The sequence below is a fragment of the Microbacterium sp. SY138 genome, from assembly GCF_039729145.1.
In the GTDB taxonomy this organism is placed as follows: domain Bacteria; phylum Actinomycetota; class Actinomycetes; order Actinomycetales; family Microbacteriaceae; genus Microbacterium; species Microbacterium maritypicum_A.
Map to the genome: position 1 here is coordinate 1,743,257 of NZ_CP155793.1, position 17,324 is coordinate 1,760,580.

Annotated in this window: 14 protein-coding genes; 8 read left to right on the forward strand and 6 right to left on the reverse strand. The window is 68.2% G+C overall.

What is annotated here, in order from left to right:
* Positions 1 to 40: 40 nt before the first annotated feature.
* Positions 41 to 2,482, reverse strand: coding sequence for a DNA topoisomerase IV subunit A (locus ABDC25_RS08280; protein WP_021200687.1), 2,442 nt, complete (start codon positions 2,480 to 2,482; stop codon positions 41 to 43).
* 44 nt (positions 2,483 to 2,526) lie between these two features.
* On the opposite strand from ABDC25_RS08280, the gene ABDC25_RS08285 reads away from it, so the two are divergent.
* Positions 2,527 to 3,648 (forward strand): nucleotide pyrophosphatase/phosphodiesterase family protein, encoded by a 1,122-nt coding sequence (locus ABDC25_RS08285; RefSeq protein ID WP_347125778.1) that lies wholly within the window; start codon positions 2,527 to 2,529, stop codon positions 3,646 to 3,648.
* Positions 3,649 to 3,707: 59 nt separating this feature from the next.
* On the opposite strand, the gene sepH is transcribed toward ABDC25_RS08285, so the two are convergent.
* Positions 3,708 to 4,757: a septation protein SepH gene (gene sepH / locus ABDC25_RS08290; protein WP_021200685.1), complete on the reverse strand. Its 1,050-nt coding sequence runs from the start codon at positions 4,755 to 4,757 to the stop codon at positions 3,708 to 3,710.
* 198 nt (positions 4,758 to 4,955) lie between these two features.
* Here sepH and ABDC25_RS08295 point away from each other — a divergent pair, with 198 nt between their 5' ends.
* The gene (locus ABDC25_RS08295; RefSeq protein ID WP_029259298.1) at positions 4,956 to 5,249 is read left to right on the forward strand and encodes a DUF4193 domain-containing protein; all 294 of its coding nucleotides are present in this window, start codon (positions 4,956 to 4,958) and stop codon (positions 5,247 to 5,249) included.
* Positions 5,250 to 5,362: 113 nt separating this feature from the next.
* Here the strand turns inward: ABDC25_RS08295 and ABDC25_RS08300 are convergent, their stop codons facing one another.
* Positions 5,363 to 5,827, reverse strand: coding sequence for a DUF3093 domain-containing protein (locus tag ABDC25_RS08300; protein ID WP_167254736.1), 465 nt, complete (start codon positions 5,825 to 5,827; stop codon positions 5,363 to 5,365).
* Between the two features lie 12 nt (positions 5,828 to 5,839).
* On the opposite strand from ABDC25_RS08300, the gene dut reads away from it, so the two are divergent.
* The 5 genes from dut (at position 5,840) to dxs (ending at position 12,722) form a co-directional block, all read left to right on the forward strand.
* Positions 5,840 to 6,313, forward strand: coding sequence for a dUTP diphosphatase (dut, locus tag ABDC25_RS08305; RefSeq protein WP_046398983.1), 474 nt, complete (start codon positions 5,840 to 5,842; stop codon positions 6,311 to 6,313).
* Positions 6,306 to 6,893 (forward strand): DUF3710 domain-containing protein, encoded by a 588-nt coding sequence (locus ABDC25_RS08310; protein WP_021200682.1) that lies wholly within the window; start codon positions 6,306 to 6,308, stop codon positions 6,891 to 6,893. The genes dut and ABDC25_RS08310 overlap by 8 nt, the downstream gene beginning before the upstream one ends.
* Positions 6,890 to 7,624 (forward strand): DUF3159 domain-containing protein, encoded by a 735-nt coding sequence (locus tag ABDC25_RS08315; protein WP_021200681.1) that lies wholly within the window; start codon positions 6,890 to 6,892, stop codon positions 7,622 to 7,624. Before ABDC25_RS08310 ends, ABDC25_RS08315 begins: the two co-directional genes overlap by 4 nt.
* Before the next feature lie 153 nt (positions 7,625 to 7,777).
* Entirely contained in the window at positions 7,778 to 10,612 is a 2,835-nt protein-coding gene (locus ABDC25_RS08320) for an aconitate hydratase (RefSeq protein WP_021200680.1), read from the forward strand.
* Between the two features lie 169 nt (positions 10,613 to 10,781).
* Positions 10,782 to 12,722 carry a 1-deoxy-D-xylulose-5-phosphate synthase gene (gene dxs, locus ABDC25_RS08325; protein WP_021200679.1) on the forward strand — a complete coding sequence of 647 codons (1,941 nt, stop codon included), beginning with the start codon at positions 10,782 to 10,784 and terminating at the stop codon, positions 12,720 to 12,722.
* Positions 12,723 to 12,761: 39 nt separating this feature from the next.
* On the opposite strand, the gene ABDC25_RS08330 is transcribed toward dxs, so the two are convergent.
* The 3 genes from ABDC25_RS08330 to ABDC25_RS08340 form a co-directional block, all read right to left on the reverse strand.
* The gene (locus ABDC25_RS08330) at positions 12,762 to 13,457 is read right to left on the reverse strand and encodes an SPFH domain-containing protein (protein WP_347125782.1); all 696 of its coding nucleotides are present in this window, start codon (positions 13,455 to 13,457) and stop codon (positions 12,762 to 12,764) included.
* A 197-nt stretch (positions 13,458 to 13,654) separates the two neighbouring features.
* Positions 13,655 to 15,106 (reverse strand): glycerol-3-phosphate dehydrogenase/oxidase, encoded by a 1,452-nt coding sequence (locus ABDC25_RS08335; protein ID WP_347125784.1) that lies wholly within the window; start codon positions 15,104 to 15,106, stop codon positions 13,655 to 13,657.
* Complete coding sequence (locus ABDC25_RS08340; protein WP_021200676.1) at positions 15,103 to 15,681, reverse strand: TetR/AcrR family transcriptional regulator; 579 nt, start codon at positions 15,679 to 15,681, stop codon at positions 15,103 to 15,105. Before ABDC25_RS08340 ends, ABDC25_RS08335 begins: the two co-directional genes overlap by 4 nt.
* Before the next feature lie 20 nt (positions 15,682 to 15,701).
* On the opposite strand from ABDC25_RS08340, the gene ABDC25_RS08345 reads away from it, so the two are divergent.
* On the forward strand, positions 15,702 to 17,324 hold the full coding sequence (locus ABDC25_RS08345; protein ID WP_235045239.1) for an FAD-binding oxidoreductase: 1,623 nt from the start codon (positions 15,702 to 15,704) through the stop codon (positions 17,322 to 17,324).

The following is a 17,324-nucleotide window of genomic DNA, read 5'->3' on the forward strand; positions in this document are numbered from 1 at the left end:
GGCTTCTTCGCTGCAGGCGGTCACCCCGCCTGCGGAGCACTCAGACCAGGGTGCGGCCGATGCTGCCGATCACGCCTTCGACGGGCTGTCCGGAGGCATCGCGACGCGCGCCCGTCTCGGGAAGCTTGCGCACGGCACCGGTCGGATCGACCGCCAGCGGTGGCTGGGGCCCGACCCACGCGACCGTGAGGCGATCCTCACCCTTCAGGAATGCGTGCGCGCGCACGCCGCCCGTGGCGCGGCCCTTGGCCGGGTACTCGGTGAACGACGAGACCTTCGCGCGCCCCGGCTCCGTGCCGGGAAGCGCGCTGTCGCCTCCGGAGACGGTGGCGACGACCGACTCGGTGGCGGGATCGACGACACCGAAGAAGAGGACCGATGCCCCGGAGCTGAGCTTGACGCCAGCCATGCCGCCGGCCGGCGCTCCCTGCGGGCGCACGGCGGAGGCCGAGAAGTGCAGCAGCTGCGCGTCGGTCGTGACGAACACCAGTTCGGCGTCGTCCGGCGCCTCGGCCGCGCCCACCACCGTGTCGCCCTGCTTCAGGCCGATGACCTCGAGGTCGGGCCGCACGGGAAGCGCTGACGGGACGATGCGCTTGACCGTACCCTGGGCGGTGCCGATGGCGATCGGCGTATCGCTGTCGAACCGCACGAAACCGAGAACCCGCTCGCCCTTCGTCGTGATCCCGAGGTAGTCGCGCAACGGCGTGCCGGCAGCGAGCTGAACCGAGGTGGCAGGCACGGAAGGCAGGTCGACGGGGGAGAAGCGGACGACGCGTCCGAGGTTCGTGAGCGCTCCGAGCTCGGCCCTGACCGTGGTCTCGACCGTGGTCAGGATCGCGTCGTGCTTGCTACGACGTGCCGGGGAAGTGAGCTCCTGCCCTTCGCCGAGGTCGACTCGGACCGTGCGCCCGGTGGTCGAGAGGATGAGCACCGTGGGGGCGTCGGCGATCTGCAGGTCGACCGCGCCCTTGGTGGCGCGGGGCTTGGGCGGTGCGGCGTTCATGAGCAGTGTGCGCCGGGGCGTGCCGTACGCGTCGGCCGCGGCATCGAGTTCCTTCGCGACCGCGGCGCGCAGCAGCACGGGGCTCCCCAGCAGTTCGCGGAGGGCAGCGATCTCGGCCAGCAACGCGTCTCGTTCGGTCTCGAGCTCGATGCGGGAGAACTTCGTCAGACGGCGCAGACGCAGCTCGAGGATGTACTCCGCCTGCAGCTCGCTCAGATCGAAGACCGAGCGCAGGCGGGTGCGGGCCTGCTCCGAGTCGTCGGATGAGCGGATGACCTGGATGACCTCGTCGATGTCGAGGATCGCGATGAGCAGCCCCTCGACGAGGTGCAGACGCTCCTCGCGCCGCTTCAGGCGGTAGCGGCTGCGCCGGGTGATGACCTCGAGGCGGTGGCCCACGTAGACGCTCAGCATCTCCTTGAGCCCGAGCGTGCGCGGCTGGCCTTCGACCAGAGCGACGTTGTTGATGCTGAACGAGTCTTCCAGCGGCGTCAGACGGTAGAGCTGTTCGAGGACGGCGTTCGGGTCGAAGCCCGTCTTGATGCCGATCGCGACGCGGAGTCCGTGGTTGCGGTCGGTGAGGTCGGTGACGTCGCTGATGCCCTGCAGCTTCTTCGACTGCACGGCGTCGCGGATCTTCTCCAGCAGACGCTCGGGGCCGACCATGTACGGCAGTTCCGACACGATGATGCCGGTGCGCCGAGGGCCGAGGGGCTCGATCGAGGTCTTCCCTCGGACCTTGAGCGCACCGCGTCCGTTCGTGTAGGCGTCTTTGACCCCGTCCAGTCCCATCAGGATCCCGCCCGACGGGAAGTCCGGACCGGGAACGAACTCCATCAGGTCCTCGGTGGTCGCGTCCGGGTTCTCCAGGAGATGCGTGGCGGCCGCGACGACCTCGATCAGGTTGTGGGGCGCCATGTTGGTCGCCATGCCGACCGCGATGCCGCTCGCTCCGTTGACCAGGAGGTTCGGGAAAGCAGCGGGCAGGACAGCCGGCTGTTGGAACTGGCCGTCGTAGTTCGGGATGAAATCGACGACGTCCTCGTCGAGGTTCTCGGTGAGCGCGAGGGCGGCGGCGGCGAGCCGTGCCTCCGTGTATCGAGCCGCGGCCGGACCGTCGTCGAGGGAGCCGAAGTTGCCGTGTCCGTCGACCAGAGGGACGCGCAGCGCCCACTCCTGCGCGAGGCGCACCAGCGCGTCGTAGATCGCGGAGTCGCCGTGGGGGTGGAGCTTTCCCATGACCTCGCCGACCACGCGGGCGCTCTTGACATGACCGCGGTCGGGGCGAAGGCCCATCTCGGCCATCTGGTACAGGATGCGGCGTTGCACCGGCTTCAGACCATCGCGCGCATCGGGGAGCGCGCGCGAGTAGATCACCGAGTATGCGTACTCGAGGAACGAGCCCTGCATCTCGGTGGAGAGGTCGATGTCCTGGATGCGCTCCTCGACAGGCTCGGGCGGCGGGGTTTTCGGCATGGACTTCCTGAAGGCATACGGGAGCCTGTGTCAGACTGGCTCGGATGTCCTTCATGCTACCGTCCGCGTCGCCGAGTGCCCGGAGTGTCGTCGGGGTGGCGGACGACCTGCTCGCCGCCCTCCGCGGCGAATCGGCGCTGTTGCCGCGCGCAGACTCGGCCGTGCTCGTCGTGATCGACGGGCTCGGAGCGATCAGTCTGCGGGCACACGCCGGTCACGCACGTGCGTTGACGGCGGGGATGGCGAAGAAGGACGTCGCGCAGTCGGTCTTCCCCTCCACCACCGCGGCGGCGCTGACCAGCATCGTCACCGGTGTCTGGCCGGGGGAGCACGGCCTCGTCGGCTACCGAGTGCTCGATCCGACCCGCGACGTGCTCGTCAACCAGCTCAGCGGCTGGGAGACCGACGGGATCGACCCGTATACGTGGCAGGCGGCTCCCACGATCTTCGAGCGCGCCGGTGGTGCCGGCCACGAGAGTTTCGCCGTGGGGTTCGCCGGATACGCGCACAGCGGCTTCACCAAAGCCACTCTCCGAGGTGCCGAGTTCGTCGCAGCCACCACAGCGGCGTCGCGTATCGAAGCCGCCTATGCGCTCGCTCAGTCCCATCCGGGCTCGCTGGTCTACTGCTACCTTCCAGAGGTCGACAAGGCCGGCCACAAGTACGGCATCGCCTCGTCCGAATGGGTCGCGGCGCTCGAGGACGTCGATGCCGCTCTTTCCGCACGGGTGCCCCCGGGCGTCGGGGTCGTGGTCACGTCGGATCATGGGATGGTCGATGTGGCGCCGAACCGACAGATCGTGCTCGAAGCGGACTACCTCGAAGGCGTCCGACACGTGGGTGGTGAACCGCGGATGCTGCACGCCTATCTGGAGCCCGATGCGGATGGCGTCTCGCTGGTATCGCGCTGGCGTGCGGATCTCGAGGGGGTCGCCGATGTCGTCACCCGCGAGGAGGCCGTGCGTGCGGGCCTCTTCGGACCCACGGTCTCCGAGGCAGCCTCGCCTCGGATCGGTGACGTGCTCGCGATCGCGCGTGGGTCGTGGGCGGTCTATGACGGCACGGCTGCGGACCAGCGCGGTCGCGGAATGGTCGGCCAGCACGGTGCACTCACACCGGAGGAGCGGCAGGTCCCCGTCGTCAGGCTCGGCGCTTTCGCTCGCTGACGACGATCGCCCGGTATGCTCTCCGGCACGACTTCCCGGCGAGCACTCTCAGGCCGGTCTCACTCGTCCGTTCGTGCGCCGAAGACGATCTCGTCCCAAGAGGGCATGGCGTTGCGACGACGTCTCCGACCTGTGGATTCGCCGGAATCCGAGTTGGTCGTCTGAGGCGCGGGCTGCGGAGACTGCGGCTCGTCGTCCGGCTGCTCCAGGACCTCGAAGAGTGAGATCGGGCTCTGATCGGCCCGATCTGCGTCCGTGGGCTCATCCAGCAGCGGCGCGGTCTCGCGCTGGCCGCGACGACGGCGGAGAGCTTCGAGAAGGTCTGCGGTCTCGGGGCTCGTCGTCTGTGATGCCGGTGCGCGTTTGATCGCCGCGTCCTGTGCGGCCGCGTCGGAACGCTCGGGAAGGGAGGGATCCTCGATCTCGGCGTCGGGAGCAGGGAGCAGACGGGGGCCGAATGCGCCGGAGTCGAAGCGGCTCTCGTCCTTGTACGGAGAGGTGATCCGTTCTGCGTCCACGGCCCGCAGGCGGGGGATGAGTCCCTCGGGCAGCGAGCCCTGGCGGGACAGCTGCGTGGCGTCCGCATTGAGCGGCGAGAGGGCGCTGCGGCGGGGATCGAAGCTCCAGCGGGCGTCGTGCTCGACGTCGTTGGCGGTGAACTCGAGCTTGATGGTCCAGCCCGAGTCCTCCTTCCAGCTCGCCCAACGCTCCGACGTCGCTTCGACCTCCGCGAGCTTGGCGCGGACGGCAACTCCGAAGGTGGGCTGCGCGTCGGGCTCGACCTCGCTGCCGATGAGAACGGGAACGGCGAGGGCCTGGCCGATGACGTGCTCGCGTTCGGCCAGGACGGGGCCTTCGAAACGGGCGACGTCGTCGACGCTGATACCCAGGAGCTCGGCAACCTCCGGAGCCGTGAGACCGGCTCGGATCTGCGCCTGGATATCACGCGGACTCGCGGCGAGCTTCTGTGCCGTCGGCTCACTCTGACGGGTGGCGCGACGGATCTCGCGCTGCAGCATGTCGTCGATGGGCAGCGCGAACCGCTCGCCCGACTCGGTCGCGAGTACGAGGACTCCTGCTTCTGTGCCGACGATGGTGACGTTTTCCATGCGAATGCCCCTCTGATGGGTGTCTCATCATGGTGTCACGCATGGGGCATCCGGGCCGGGAATACCCTGGGCGTGCCGTGAGTTTGTTCAGGCGAACGGGCGAGCATTTGCGTTATGTCGTCCGGTCGTGCAAACTATGGCCGCCGAATACCCGACGGCGCACCACCCACTCGCACCATGAAAGTGGAGATCTACCGCATGGCAACCGATTACGACGCCCCCCGAAAGAGCGAAGACGACTCCGAGTCGATCGAAGCCCTGAAGGAGCGTGTGCCGGACAAGCTCTCCGGCTCAAGCGGGGACGAAGACTCCGACAACCCGTCGAGCTTCGACCTTCCGGGTGCCGACCTCTCCGATCTCGAGCTCGACGTCGTCGTGCTGCCCGCGCAGCAGGACGAGTTCACGTGCATGAGCTGCTTCCTCGTGAAGCACCGTTCACAGCTCGACCACGAGGGCGCATCCGGGCCCATCTGCAAGGAGTGCGCTGCGTAAGCAGTCCTCCGAGCGACGTATCACGCGCCCCCGACCACTCCGGTCAGGGGCGCGCTGTCGTATGCGGGTGCCTCTCGGCTCCGCACCTCAGCTCTGCCTCTTCGTGCCGCGTCTCAGCTCTGCGCAGTGCGGATCGCCGCTGCCAGTCGATCCGGCGTGCGTGTCGAGACGGTCCACGTGTCGACGGGGTCGTCCGGGTCGAGATTCGGGACGACGACGATTCCGTCGATGCCGCCGCGGATCAGGTGCCACCCGCGCGCCGGGAGCCCGGGGCCGCGAGCCTGCCGGGCGTCGTCGCCGGTCAGGGCCACCGGCTCGCCAAGATGCTTCGTGTCGATGTGCGCGCGGCCGGCGCGCAGCACCGTGCCGATGACGGAGACGACAGGGGTGGCCGCGATGAAGCCCAGCACCAGGAGGGCCGATACGGCGGCGCCGAGGACCAGTGCGACGGTCGAGCCGATCGGCACGAAGACGAGCGACACCATGGGGCCGGCGACCGCGACGGTCACGAGCAGCCAGAGGCTCGGCGAGAGTCTTTCGCGGTAGCGGGGACGTGCGTCTGTGGCGGGGTTCTGCATTAGCCTCATGGGGTGACCGATTCCGTTGATGTCCCCATTATCGCTGCAGTGGTGCCCGGGTATGCGCATCCGGGCGATGCCGGTGCCGATCTGGTCGCGGCGGAGGCCGTGCACCTCGAGCCGGGAGAGCGTGCACTGGTGCCGACGGGCGTCAGCATCGCGCTGCCCGACGGGTACGCCGCTTTCGTGGTTCCGCGCAGCGGACTGGCCGCGAAGCACGGGATCTCGATCGTGAACTCGCCGGGGACGGTGGATGCCGGGTATCGCGGCGAGATCAAGGTGAGCCTGATCAACACGGATACCCAGAGCGCGTACGATGTGGCGGTCGGCGATCGTATCGCGCAGCTGATCATCATGCCGGTCACGCGCGCCACGTTCATCCCGGTCGACGAGCTGCCGGACAGTGTCCGCGGTGCCGGTGGGTTCGGTTCCACCGGTTACCAGGCAGCGACCCACCAGAACGAAGCAGGACAGGCCAATGACTGACAACAACGAGACCCCTTCGAAGTCGGCACCGCTGAATCGTGCCACCGACGGTCCCTTCGACGATTCCGAGGCGAACCCGGTCCGTCCCTACATCGACCTCGGCGGCATCAAGATCCTGCCGCGCGAAGGTCTGAACCTGCGCCTCGAGGTCGAGGAGCAGTCGAAGCGCATCGTGGCGGTCGGCCTCGATTACGCGGACTCCTCGCTGCAGGTGCAGCCCTTCGCCGCACCGCGCACCGGAGGACTGTGGGACGAGACCCGCGTACAGCTCCGCGACCAGGTCAAGGCGCAGGGCGGCCGCGTGGAAGAGCGCGAAGGCCCGCTGGGCAAGGAGCTCCTCGCCGAGGTCCCCGCCACGGCGGCGGAGGGATCCGGTCTGCGCCTCGCGCGCTTCATCGGCATCGACGGCCCGCGCTGGTTCCTTCGCGGCGTGATCGGCGGCGCCGGTGCCTCGGACCCCGAAGCGGCGGAGAAGGTCGAAGACCTCTTCCGGTCGATCGTGGTCGTCCGCGGCGGGTCTCCGATGCCGCCGCGCGACCTGATCCCGCTCAAGATGCCGGCGACCCCTGGTTCCGCGTGAGCACTCCCGAGCCCGACGCCGAACGGGAGAAGAGCACCTCCGAGATCCTCGGGGAGGCCCTCGGAGGAGTCGCCCGTCGTGCCGGGCTCGACCCGTCGGAGAGTGCGGCCACCCACACGGTCGTGTGGACCGCCATGGGCGGGTGGCGGGGCATCCTCGAGTCGGTGCTGCCCAGCCTCGCGTTCGTGATCATCTTCACGATCCGCCCCGAGCCGCTGATCCTCTCGCTCGGCATCTCGGTCGGTCTCGCAGCCGTCTTCACGATCGTCCGACTCGTGCAGAAGTCGCCGCCCTCGGCCGCCCTCGGCGGTCTCATCGCCGCGGTCGCCGCGGCAGCGCTGGCTCTGTGGACCGGACGCGGCGCCGACAACTTCGTCCCGGGGCTCATCACCAACGCGGTCTACGGCTCGGTCATCCTGGTGTCGGCACTGATCGGCTGGTCGCTGATCGGCCTCGCCGTCGGATTCCTGATGGGGGAGGGCACCACCTGGCGGAACGATCGCCGCAAGCGACGTGCCTACTTCTGGCTGGGGATCGCCTGGGCCGCGCTGTTCTTCACCCGGCTGGCTGTGCAGCTGCCCCTTTATCTGGCCGGTGACGTCACGGCGCTGGGCACGCTCAAACTCATCATGGGGCTGCCGCTGTTCGCCCCGCTGATCGCCGTCACGTGGCTCGTGGTCCGCGCGTTGCACCCGCGCGAGCCCGCGCGCGAGGATGCCCCCGAGGCGTGATAGATTTATCTTGACATCAAGATAAATCGCAGGCTTTCGCCGGTGAGCTGCGCGGAGCAGACTGGTTAGGTCCGCCTTGCTAGCCGCAGGGGCTCGCTGGCGAGCAAGATGGAGGCGCCTGTCGCTCCCATCCGAATAGAAGGAGACGGATTCGTGTCCACGGTGAACAGCTTCGGTGCCAAGAGCACCCTGACAGTCGGCAGCACCGACTATGAGATCTTCCGCATCGACACGGTGCCGGGTTTCGAGAAGCTTCCCTTCAGTCTCAAGGTCCTCCTGGAGAACCTGCTTCGCACCGAAGACGGCGCGAATGTGACGAAGGCGCAGATCGAGGCGCTGGGTTCGTGGGATGCCGCGGCCGAGCCGAACACCGAGATCCAGTTCACGCCGGCCCGTGTGGTCATGCAGGACTTCACCGGTGTGCCGTGCATCGTCGACCTCGCCACCATGCGCGAGGCCGTGACGGCACTCGGCGGTGACGCGAACAAGATCAACCCGCTCTCGCCCGCCGAGATGGTCATCGACCACTCCGTGATCGCCGACCTGTTCGGCTCTGAGAACGCCCTCGAGCGCAACGTCGAGATCGAGTACGAGCGCAACGGCGAGCGTTATCAGTTCCTGCGTTGGGGTCAGACCGCGTTCAGCGACTTCAAGGTCGTCCCGCCGGGAACCGGCATCGTCCACCAGGTGAACATTGAGCACCTGGCCAAGGTCATCTACGACCGCAACGTCGACGGTGTGCTCCGCGCATACCCCGACACCTGCGTCGGCACCGACTCGCACACCACCATGGTCAACGGCCTCGGCGTGCTGGGCTGGGGCGTCGGCGGCATCGAGGCCGAGGCAGCCATGCTCGGCCAGCCCGTGTCGATGCTCATCCCGCGCGTCGTGGGCTTCAAGCTCTCCGGCGAGATCCCCGCCGGCGTGACCGCGACCGACGTGGTGCTCACGATCACCGACCTACTGCGCAAGCACGGTGTGGTCGGCAAGTTCGTCGAGTTCTACGGAGAGGGCGTCGCGTCGGTGCCGCTCGCCAACCGCGCGACCATCGGCAACATGTCGCCGGAGTTCGGCTCCACCGCCGCGATCTTCCCGATCGACGACGTGACGCTCGACTACCTGCGACTCACCGGCCGCAGCGAAGAGGCCGTCGCGCTGGTCGAGGCTTACGCCAAGGAGCAGAAGCTCTGGCACGACGCCGCGCACGAGCCCACGTTCAGCGAGTACCTCGAGCTCGACCTCGGCACCGTCGTGCCGTCGATCGCCGGCCCGAAGCGCCCGCAGGACCGCATCCTGCTCTCCGAGGCGAAGTCGCAGTTCGAGCAGGACATCCTGAGCTACGCGACGGCATCGACCTCAGACTCGATCGTCGACCTCGAATCGAAGCACTCCTTCCCGGCCTCCGACCCCGGACAGGCACCCGGCGACGAAGAGCCCACCACGCGTCCGGTGCACATCAACAGCGGCGCACCGGCTAACGCCTCGAAGCCCGTGCCGGTCACGACGCCGTCGGGGGAGAAGTACATCCTCGACAACGGTGCCGTCACCCTCGCGGCCATCACCTCGTGCACCAACACGTCGAACCCGTCGGTGATGATCGCCGCCGGTCTCGTCGCGCGCAAGGCTCTCGAGAAGGGTCTGAAGCAGAAGCCGTGGGTCAAGACCACGCTCGGCCCGGGGTCGAAGGTCGTCACCGACTACTACGAGAAGTCCGGACTCGACAAGGACCTCGAGGGCCTCGGCTTCTACACCGTCGGCTACGGCTGCACCATCTGCATCGGCAACTCGGGTCCGCTGATCGAAGAGGTCTCCGAAGCGATCAACTCGCACGACCTCGCCGTCACCGCGGTCCTCTCCGGAAACCGCAACTTCGAGGGTCGCATCAGCCCCGACGTGAAGATGAACTACCTCGCCAGCCCGCCGCTGGTCATCGCGTACGCGCTGGCCGGGTCGATGCACTTCGACTTCGAGAACGACGCGCTCGGCAAGGGCACCGACGGCGAAGACGTCTTCCTGAAGGACATCTGGCCGACCCCGGCCGAGGTGCAGGAACTCGTCGACTCCTCGATCTCGCGCGAGCAGTTCATCAAGCAGTACGCGACGGTCTTCGACGGTGACGAGCGCTGGCGCAGCCTGCCCACTCCGGACGACGCGATCTTCCAGTGGGACGAGAACTCCACGTACGTGCGCAAGGCGCCGTACTTCGAGGGCATGACGATGGAGCTCACCCCGGTGAAGGACATCGAGGGTGCGCGCGTGATGGCGACGCTCGGCGACTCGGTCACCACCGACCACATCTCGCCCGCCGGGAACATCAAGGCCGGAACGCCCGCGGCGCAGTACCTCACGGAGCACGGCGTGGACCGCAAGGACTTCAACTCCTTCGGCTCGCGTCGCGGCAACCACGAGGTCATGATCCGCGGAACCTTCGCGAACATTCGTCTGAAGAACGCGATGGTCGCTGCCGTGAACGACGGACAGGTCGTCGAGGGTGGCTTCACCCGCGACTTCACGCAGCCCGGTGGCCCGCAGTCGTACATCTACGACGCGAGCATGAACTATCAGGAGCAGGGCACGCCCCTCGTCATCTTCGGTGGCAAGGAGTACGGCTCGGGTTCGTCGCGTGACTGGGCGGCCAAGGGCACGAGCCTGCTGGGCGTCAAGGCGGTCATCACCGAGAGCTTCGAGCGCATCCACCGCTCGAACCTGATCGGCATGGGTGTCGTCCCGCTGCAGTTCCCCGCCGGCGAGAGCTGGGAATCGCTGGGCCTCGACGGCACCGAGATCGTCTCGATCTCGGGTCTGGAAGAGCTCAACAACGGTGTCACGCCCAAGACGGTCAAGGTCACGGCCACTCCGAGCGAGAACTCGCCCGAGGGCAAGCAGCCGGTGGAGTTCGATGCTGTCGTCCGCATCGACACCCCCGGTGAAGCCGACTACTACCGCAACGGCGGCATCCTGCAGTACGTGCTGCGTTCGCTGGTCTGATCGCACGAGACGAAGGGGCTCGGGTCTGCGGACCCGGGCCCCTTCATCGTGCCGGCCCTTCCTGTCAAGGGGGTCCGATTCGCCGTGCTCTCTGAGTCCGGCGGGGTAGGATCGAGGGGCGCTCGCACCGTCGTCGGGCGCTTCTGACGGAGCCTGTGAGGAGGTGCAGATGCCCATTCTTCCGAGCATCTCTGGACCCCGTGATCTCGATGCACTCTCGACCGACCAGTTGACCGAGCTCGCTGCGGAGATCCGCACGTTCCTGGTCGAGAACGTGTCCAGGACGGGCGGCCACCTCGGCCCCAACCTCGGCGTCGTCGAACTCACGATCGCTCTCCATCGAGTGTTCTCCTCCCCGGACGACCCCTTCATCTTCGACACCGGACACCAGTCCTACGTGCACAAGCTCCTCACCGGGCGCCAGGACTTCTCGGCGCTGCGCGTGCGCGGTGGTCTCGCCGGGTACCCGCAGCGGGGCGAGAGCGCCCATGATGTGGTGGAGTCGTCGCACGCCTCCAGCTCGCTCAGCTGGGCGGACGGCATCTCCCGGGCCTTGACGGCCACCGGTCGTGCAGACCGGCACGTGGTCGCGGTCGTCGGCGACGGCGCGCTGACCGGCGGCATGACCTGGGAGGCGTTGAACAACATCTCCGACGACAACGATCGCAACCTGGTCATCGTCGTCAACGACAACGGACGCTCCTACGCGCCGACGATCGGCGGCATGTCGCGGTACCTCAACCGCGTGCGCACGGCAGCAGCCTACAAGGACCTCCACCAGCGGTCCGATCGCCTGTTCCGCGCTTTCGGTCCCGTGGGACGTGCGGTGTTCCGCGGCGTCCGGGGAGGCACGCACGGCTTCCTGTCGAGGTTCACCAACAACGAGGCGCTGTACTCCAACCTCGACATCAAGTACCTCGGTCCGGTCGACGGCCACGATCTTCCCGCGCTCCTCGAGACTCTGGAGTTGGCGAAGTCGTACGGTGCGCCCGTCATCGTCCACACCATCACCGAGAAGGGCCGTGGCTACCAGCCGGCCCGCGACGACGAAGCCGATCAGTTCCACGCCGTCGGCAAGATCGACCCCACGACCGGGGAGACCCTGTCGTCCGGTGGGCGTGGGTGGACCGATGTGTTCTCCGACGCGTTGGTGGCTGTCGGCGAGCAGCGCGACGATGTGATCGCGATGACGGCTGCGATGCTGCGCCCCACCGGCCTCGCGCCGTTCGCCGAACGCTTCCCCGATCGCGTCTATGACGTGGGCATCGCAGAACAGCACGCGGTGGCGTCAGCGGCTGGTCTGGCCTACGGGGGCTTGCACCCCGTCGTCGCCCTGTACGCCACGTTCATGGGACGCGCCTTCGACCAGGTGCTGATGGACGTGGCTCTGCACCGTGCCGGAGTCACCTTCGTCCTCGATCGAGCGGGCGTCACCGGTCCCGACGGTCCCAGCCACCACGGCATGTGGGATCTCGCGATGCTGCAGATCGTCCCGCACATTCGCATCGCCGCGCCGCGTGATGGGGCGCGGCTGACGGAGGCCCTCGGTGAGGCCGTCGACGTCGAAGACGCTCCGACGGTCATCCGCTTCCCGAAGGGCGAGGTCGCCGCCGATCTTCCCGCGATCGAACGTCTGAGCGACGGCGTCGATGTGCTCGCCCGCGGCGAATCCGAAGACGTCCTGATCGTCGCCATCGGACCATTCGCCGAACTCGCTCTCGATGTCGCGGACCGCCTTCGAGCGCAGGGGATCGGCGCGACGGTCATCGACCCGCGCTGGGCTATTCCGGTGCAGCCGTCGATCGTGGAACTCGCCGCCCATCACCGCCTCGTGATCACCCTCGAAGACGGGATCCGGGTCGGAGGCATCGGCACCCGTGTACGTCAGGTCCTTCGCGAGGCGGGCATCGACACCGCGGTGGATGAGCTGGGTCTTCCCGACGAGTTCATCGACCACGCATCGCGTGATCAGATCCTCGTCGACGCCGGCCTCACAGCGCCGAAGATCGCACAGGACATCGTGTCGCAGGTGCTCGGGACGCGAATCCCGAAGGCGCGTGACGCGGGAGAGACAGGAACCATCGATCTTCCGCTGCACGAACGGCACTGACGCTCGCTCCGACCCTTCGCAATCCCCTGCGCGCAGACGTCAGTTCAGAGCGTGCAACGCGGCGACGGCCTGTGCTCCGCGATCGGCATCTCGGAGCGCGGTCGACAGCAGGTAACCGTCGGTGAGTGCGTCGCCGGTGACCATGACCCGCACCAGCTCGACGCCGCAGGCGCGACGCACCTCCGCGGCGCTGGCCGCGATCACTCGGGTGTTGATCTCGTCGTTGTGCGGCAGCTCGGCTCCCTCGAGCCCACGGATCACGTCTCTCAGCGCGGCGCCGACGATGTTCGAGGCTCGCTCCTTGACGTTCACGACGTCGAGCTCGAACACCCGAAGATCGCTTCCCGTCGGTATCGGACGCCACTCGAACGAGGCATGCACGCGGTGCTGGTGTCCGCTCGCGCCGCTCATCTCTCGCGCGGGCAGATCGGTCGCACGGCAACGGACGTCGATGAGCTTGTACCAGTAGAACAGCGGGAATGCTCCGTGCGAGCCCGGGTCAAGAACGACGACCTCTCCGACGGCCCCGCCGCGGTTCCGCGGACGACGCTGCGGGCGGTTGCGGATGATCGGCTTGCCGTTGCGCGTCCGGATCGCCGCCCACCCCTCGTCGACGGTGACGATGAAGAGCTTGAGGAGGGCGGGGAGGACCAGAAGGGTGGTGAGGATCGCCGTTCCGGTCTTCAGCAGACCCGACATCCCCTTGCTGCCCAGCATCGTGAAGAGCATGTCCATGTCACCACTGTGCAGGGTCGCCGGGGTCCGGGGTGCCTTCGGGACGGGTCGGGCGGGGGAGTTCATGCGCTGTTCCGCGCACGTTACCCGCGGCGCTGTGCGCTGGATACGCACCGCTCAGGATTCGCCGCGGCGGGCCAGGATTCGCCGCGGCGGGCCAGGATTCGCCGCGGCGGGCCAGGATTCGCCGCGGCGGGTCAGGCGAGGTCGGCGAGAGTGCGGGCGACGACGTTCTCGACCGCCGCGTGGCAGCGTGCGCGATCGGCATCCACGAGTCCGACACGGGTGCGCCTGTCGAGGACGTCATCGACGGTCATCGCGCCCTCCGTGCGAACGGCGAACTCGACCTCCGCGGCGGTCAAGCCCGTGGCGTCGTCGAGCACGTCATCCGAGGCGGGCACCGACCGATCGACGAGGCGCAACGACGCCGTGCGGCTCGGCCCCGACTGCAGTCCGCGGGTGCGTCCCGCAAGGTCCACGGCATCCTCGGCCATCCGGCGGTAGGTGGTCAGCTTTCCCCCGAGCACCGTGACGAATCCGGCGGTGGATACCGTCACCAGATGCCGGCGAGAGACATCGGCGGTGGAGTCGGTCCCGCTGTCGACCAGCGGACGCAGGCCGGCGAACGCGCCCCGCACCCGATCGCGGCCGAGGGGAGCAGCGATCACGCGATTGAGGTTCTGCAGCAGGAAATCGATCTCCGGCTCCGTCGGCCGGGCGACACGCGGTACGACACCGGGGGAGTCTTCGTCGGTGAGGCCGACGATCACGCGGCCGAAGGCCTGCGGCAGCGCGAAGACGTAGCGACTGATCGATCCCTCGTGCGGGATGGTGAGCGCGGCCGACGGCGAACCCAGGTCGGCGGCGGCGAGGACGATGTGCGTCCCTCGGCTCGGGCGCACGTGGATCGTCTGATCGAGCGCACCGGCCCAGACGCCGGTCGCGTTGATGACGGCGCGGGCTCTGACCTCGAACCGCTCGCCCGTGGACGTCTCCTCGACCGATGCGCCGTCTTCCCGCAACACGACCGCGCGGACGCGGGTGAGGATGCGAGCGCCAAGAGATGCCGCCGTGCGGGCGACGGTCGCCACGAGCCGCGCGTCGTCGACCAGCTGGCCGTCGAAGGACAGCATTCCGCCGCGGAGGCCGTGAGGGTCGAGCGCAGGCACCAGGCGGGTGGCGGAGCGCGCGGACACGAGAGCGGGGGCAGGCAGCGTCGTCCGGGTGGTGTGCGCGCGCATGCGGAGCAGATCTCCCAGCCCCATCCCGACGGCGCCCGCAGTGCGCTGGCGGAGCGTGACTCCGCGGGAGAAGGGCAGGAGCTGTCCGAGCGGGCGGATCAGATGCGGGGCGATCGTGGTCATCAGGAGATGTCGCTCGTGTGCGCTCTCTCGCGCGGTCGCGATGTCACCGGTCGCGAGGTAGCGCAGGCCGCCGTGCACGAGCTTCGAGCTGAATCGGCTGGTCCCGAAGGCGAGATCCTCGGCTTCTATCAGCGTCACACGGAGCCCGCGCGAGACGGCGTCCAGAGCGACACCCACGCCCGTGATACCGCCCCCGACGACGAGGACGTCGACCGTCTCGTCGGCTGCGCGTGCGAGTTCGATCCTCCGTCGCGCGACGTTGAGCGCGGATGACTCCCGGGTCATGGGCGGAGCAGCCCGTCGAGTGCGGCTCGCAGTTCGCGCTCCCACGCGTTCTCCGAGATGAGGTCTGCCACGGTGCCGTGGGAGAGGACCGCGGACTGTGCGATGAGCAGCAGCATGACCGCGATCTCCTGCGGTGGTCCCGATCTGACCGAGCCGTCGGCCTGTGCGGTGCCGATCGCCGTGGCGAGCCAGTCGAGGATCAAGCGCTGACTCGATCCCACCCGCTGCAGCGTGTAGCGGGTGAAGGCTTCGGGTTCATCGGCGAGCAGACGCCCGTAGAGGGTGTCATTGCGGAAGAGCGTCGTGAAATGGAGGACGTCGTTGACGAGGACCGTCCGGGTGCGCGCTTCCGCGGGGAAGGTGCCCAGGATGCCGTCGACGCGCCGCAGCAGCGCGGCGCGGACGACATCATCGGCATCGCTCCAGTTGCGGTAGATCGTGGGGCGACTGAGATCGGCGCGACGGGCGAGCTCGGCGATGGTGACGCCGTGCACGCCGCGACGCTCGATCAGCGCGTCGGCCGCGTCGAGGATCCGCGTCTGTGTCGCATCCCATTGTGGTTGACGTTCTTCCATGATGTGTCACACTGTAACGCATGGGCCAAGACAGTGGCAGGGTCGATGCGGACCCGTCGATGAGATGGAACGGCTGGGGTGATCCGGCCAAGGCGAAGGACCTGCCCCTGGCGGTGCGCGCGCTGCTGCCGATGCTGCTGGGGCGAGTGCGCAAGCCCGGACCGGCGATCGAGCTCGGGCACGTGCAGCTCGATCCGCCGCGCTTGACCGCTGAGGATCATGCGGCATTCAGCGCCGCGCTCGGCCCGACGAACATCGATGATGCCGCCGAGGCACGCATCCGCCACGCAGGTGGGCGTTCGACACCCGACCTCCTCCGTCGTCGCGAGGTGCGTCAGGAGGCGCCGGATGCCGTCCTCCGTCCTGCCGATCACGACGAGGTGCGCGCGTGCCTCGACATCGCGGTCGCGCGAGGGATCGCGGTGATCCCCTTCGGGGGCGGCACTAGTGTCGTCGGCGCACTGGACCCCGACCGGGGCGCGCATCACGCGGTCGTGAGCCTCGACCTGCGACGTCTCAGCGGTCTGATCCGGCTGGATGAGTTCAGCGGCGAAGCCCTGTTCGCGGCGGGGACGACAGGCCCGGAGGCGGAAGCAGCGCTGTCCGCGCACGGCTTCGAACTCGGCCACTTCCCTCAGAGCTTCCGCTACGCCACGATCGGCGGATTCGCGGCGGCCCGGTCTTCGGGACAGAACTCGGCGGGCAACGGGCGCTTCGACACGATGGTGACCGGGATCAGAGTGGCGACGCCGACCGGCGACATCGAGCTCGGGCGCTCGCCCGGTTCCGCCGCAGGGCCAGACCTGATCAGGGTGTTCCTCGGCTCCGAGGGCATCTTCGGCGTGATCACCGAGGTACGGGTGCGGGTGCATCGGATCCCGCGCGACCGCGTGTTCGAATCCTGGTCCTTCCCCGACTTCACCAGCGGCGCCGAGGGGCTGCGGCGGGTCGCGCAGCAGGGCGACGGCCCCACCGTCATCCGGCTCTCCGACGAAGCGGAGACGGCGGTGAGTCTCGCGCAGGTCGGCAAGATCGGCAGGGCTCTCGCGAAGGGCGCCAGCGTGGTGACCGTGTACGAAGGTGACGGTATCGCCGAGCGGCGTGCCCGCGCCAGCATCCAGCTCGCTGCGGCCGGCGGAGTCTCGGCAGGTGAAGGGGCAGCGGAGGACTGGCTGAAAGGTCGGTTCGACGGCCCCTACCTGCGGGATTCGCTGCTCGACGCCGGTGTCTTCTGCGAGACGCTCGAGACCGCGACCACATGGTCGAACCTGCAGACACTGCGTTCGGCGGTCGACTCTGCACTCAAAGACGGCTTCGCCGACGCCGGGGCGAAGTCGTACATCATGTGCCACGTCTCCCACATCTACCCGACCGGGGCTTCCCTGTACTTCACCGTGCTCGCCGGCATCCGTTCGGACCCGCTCGGTGTGTGGGAAGTCGTGAAGGCGCGCGTCAACGATGCGATCGTCGCGTCGGGGGGGACCATCAGCCATCACCACGCGGTCGGCAGGGATCATGCGCCCTGGCTCCGTGCGGAGATCGGCGAGACGGGCGTCCGTATCCTCCGTGCGATCAAGCGCGAACTCGATCCGTCGGGCATCCTCAACCCGGGTGCTGTGATCCCCATCGAGCGGACGCTCTGA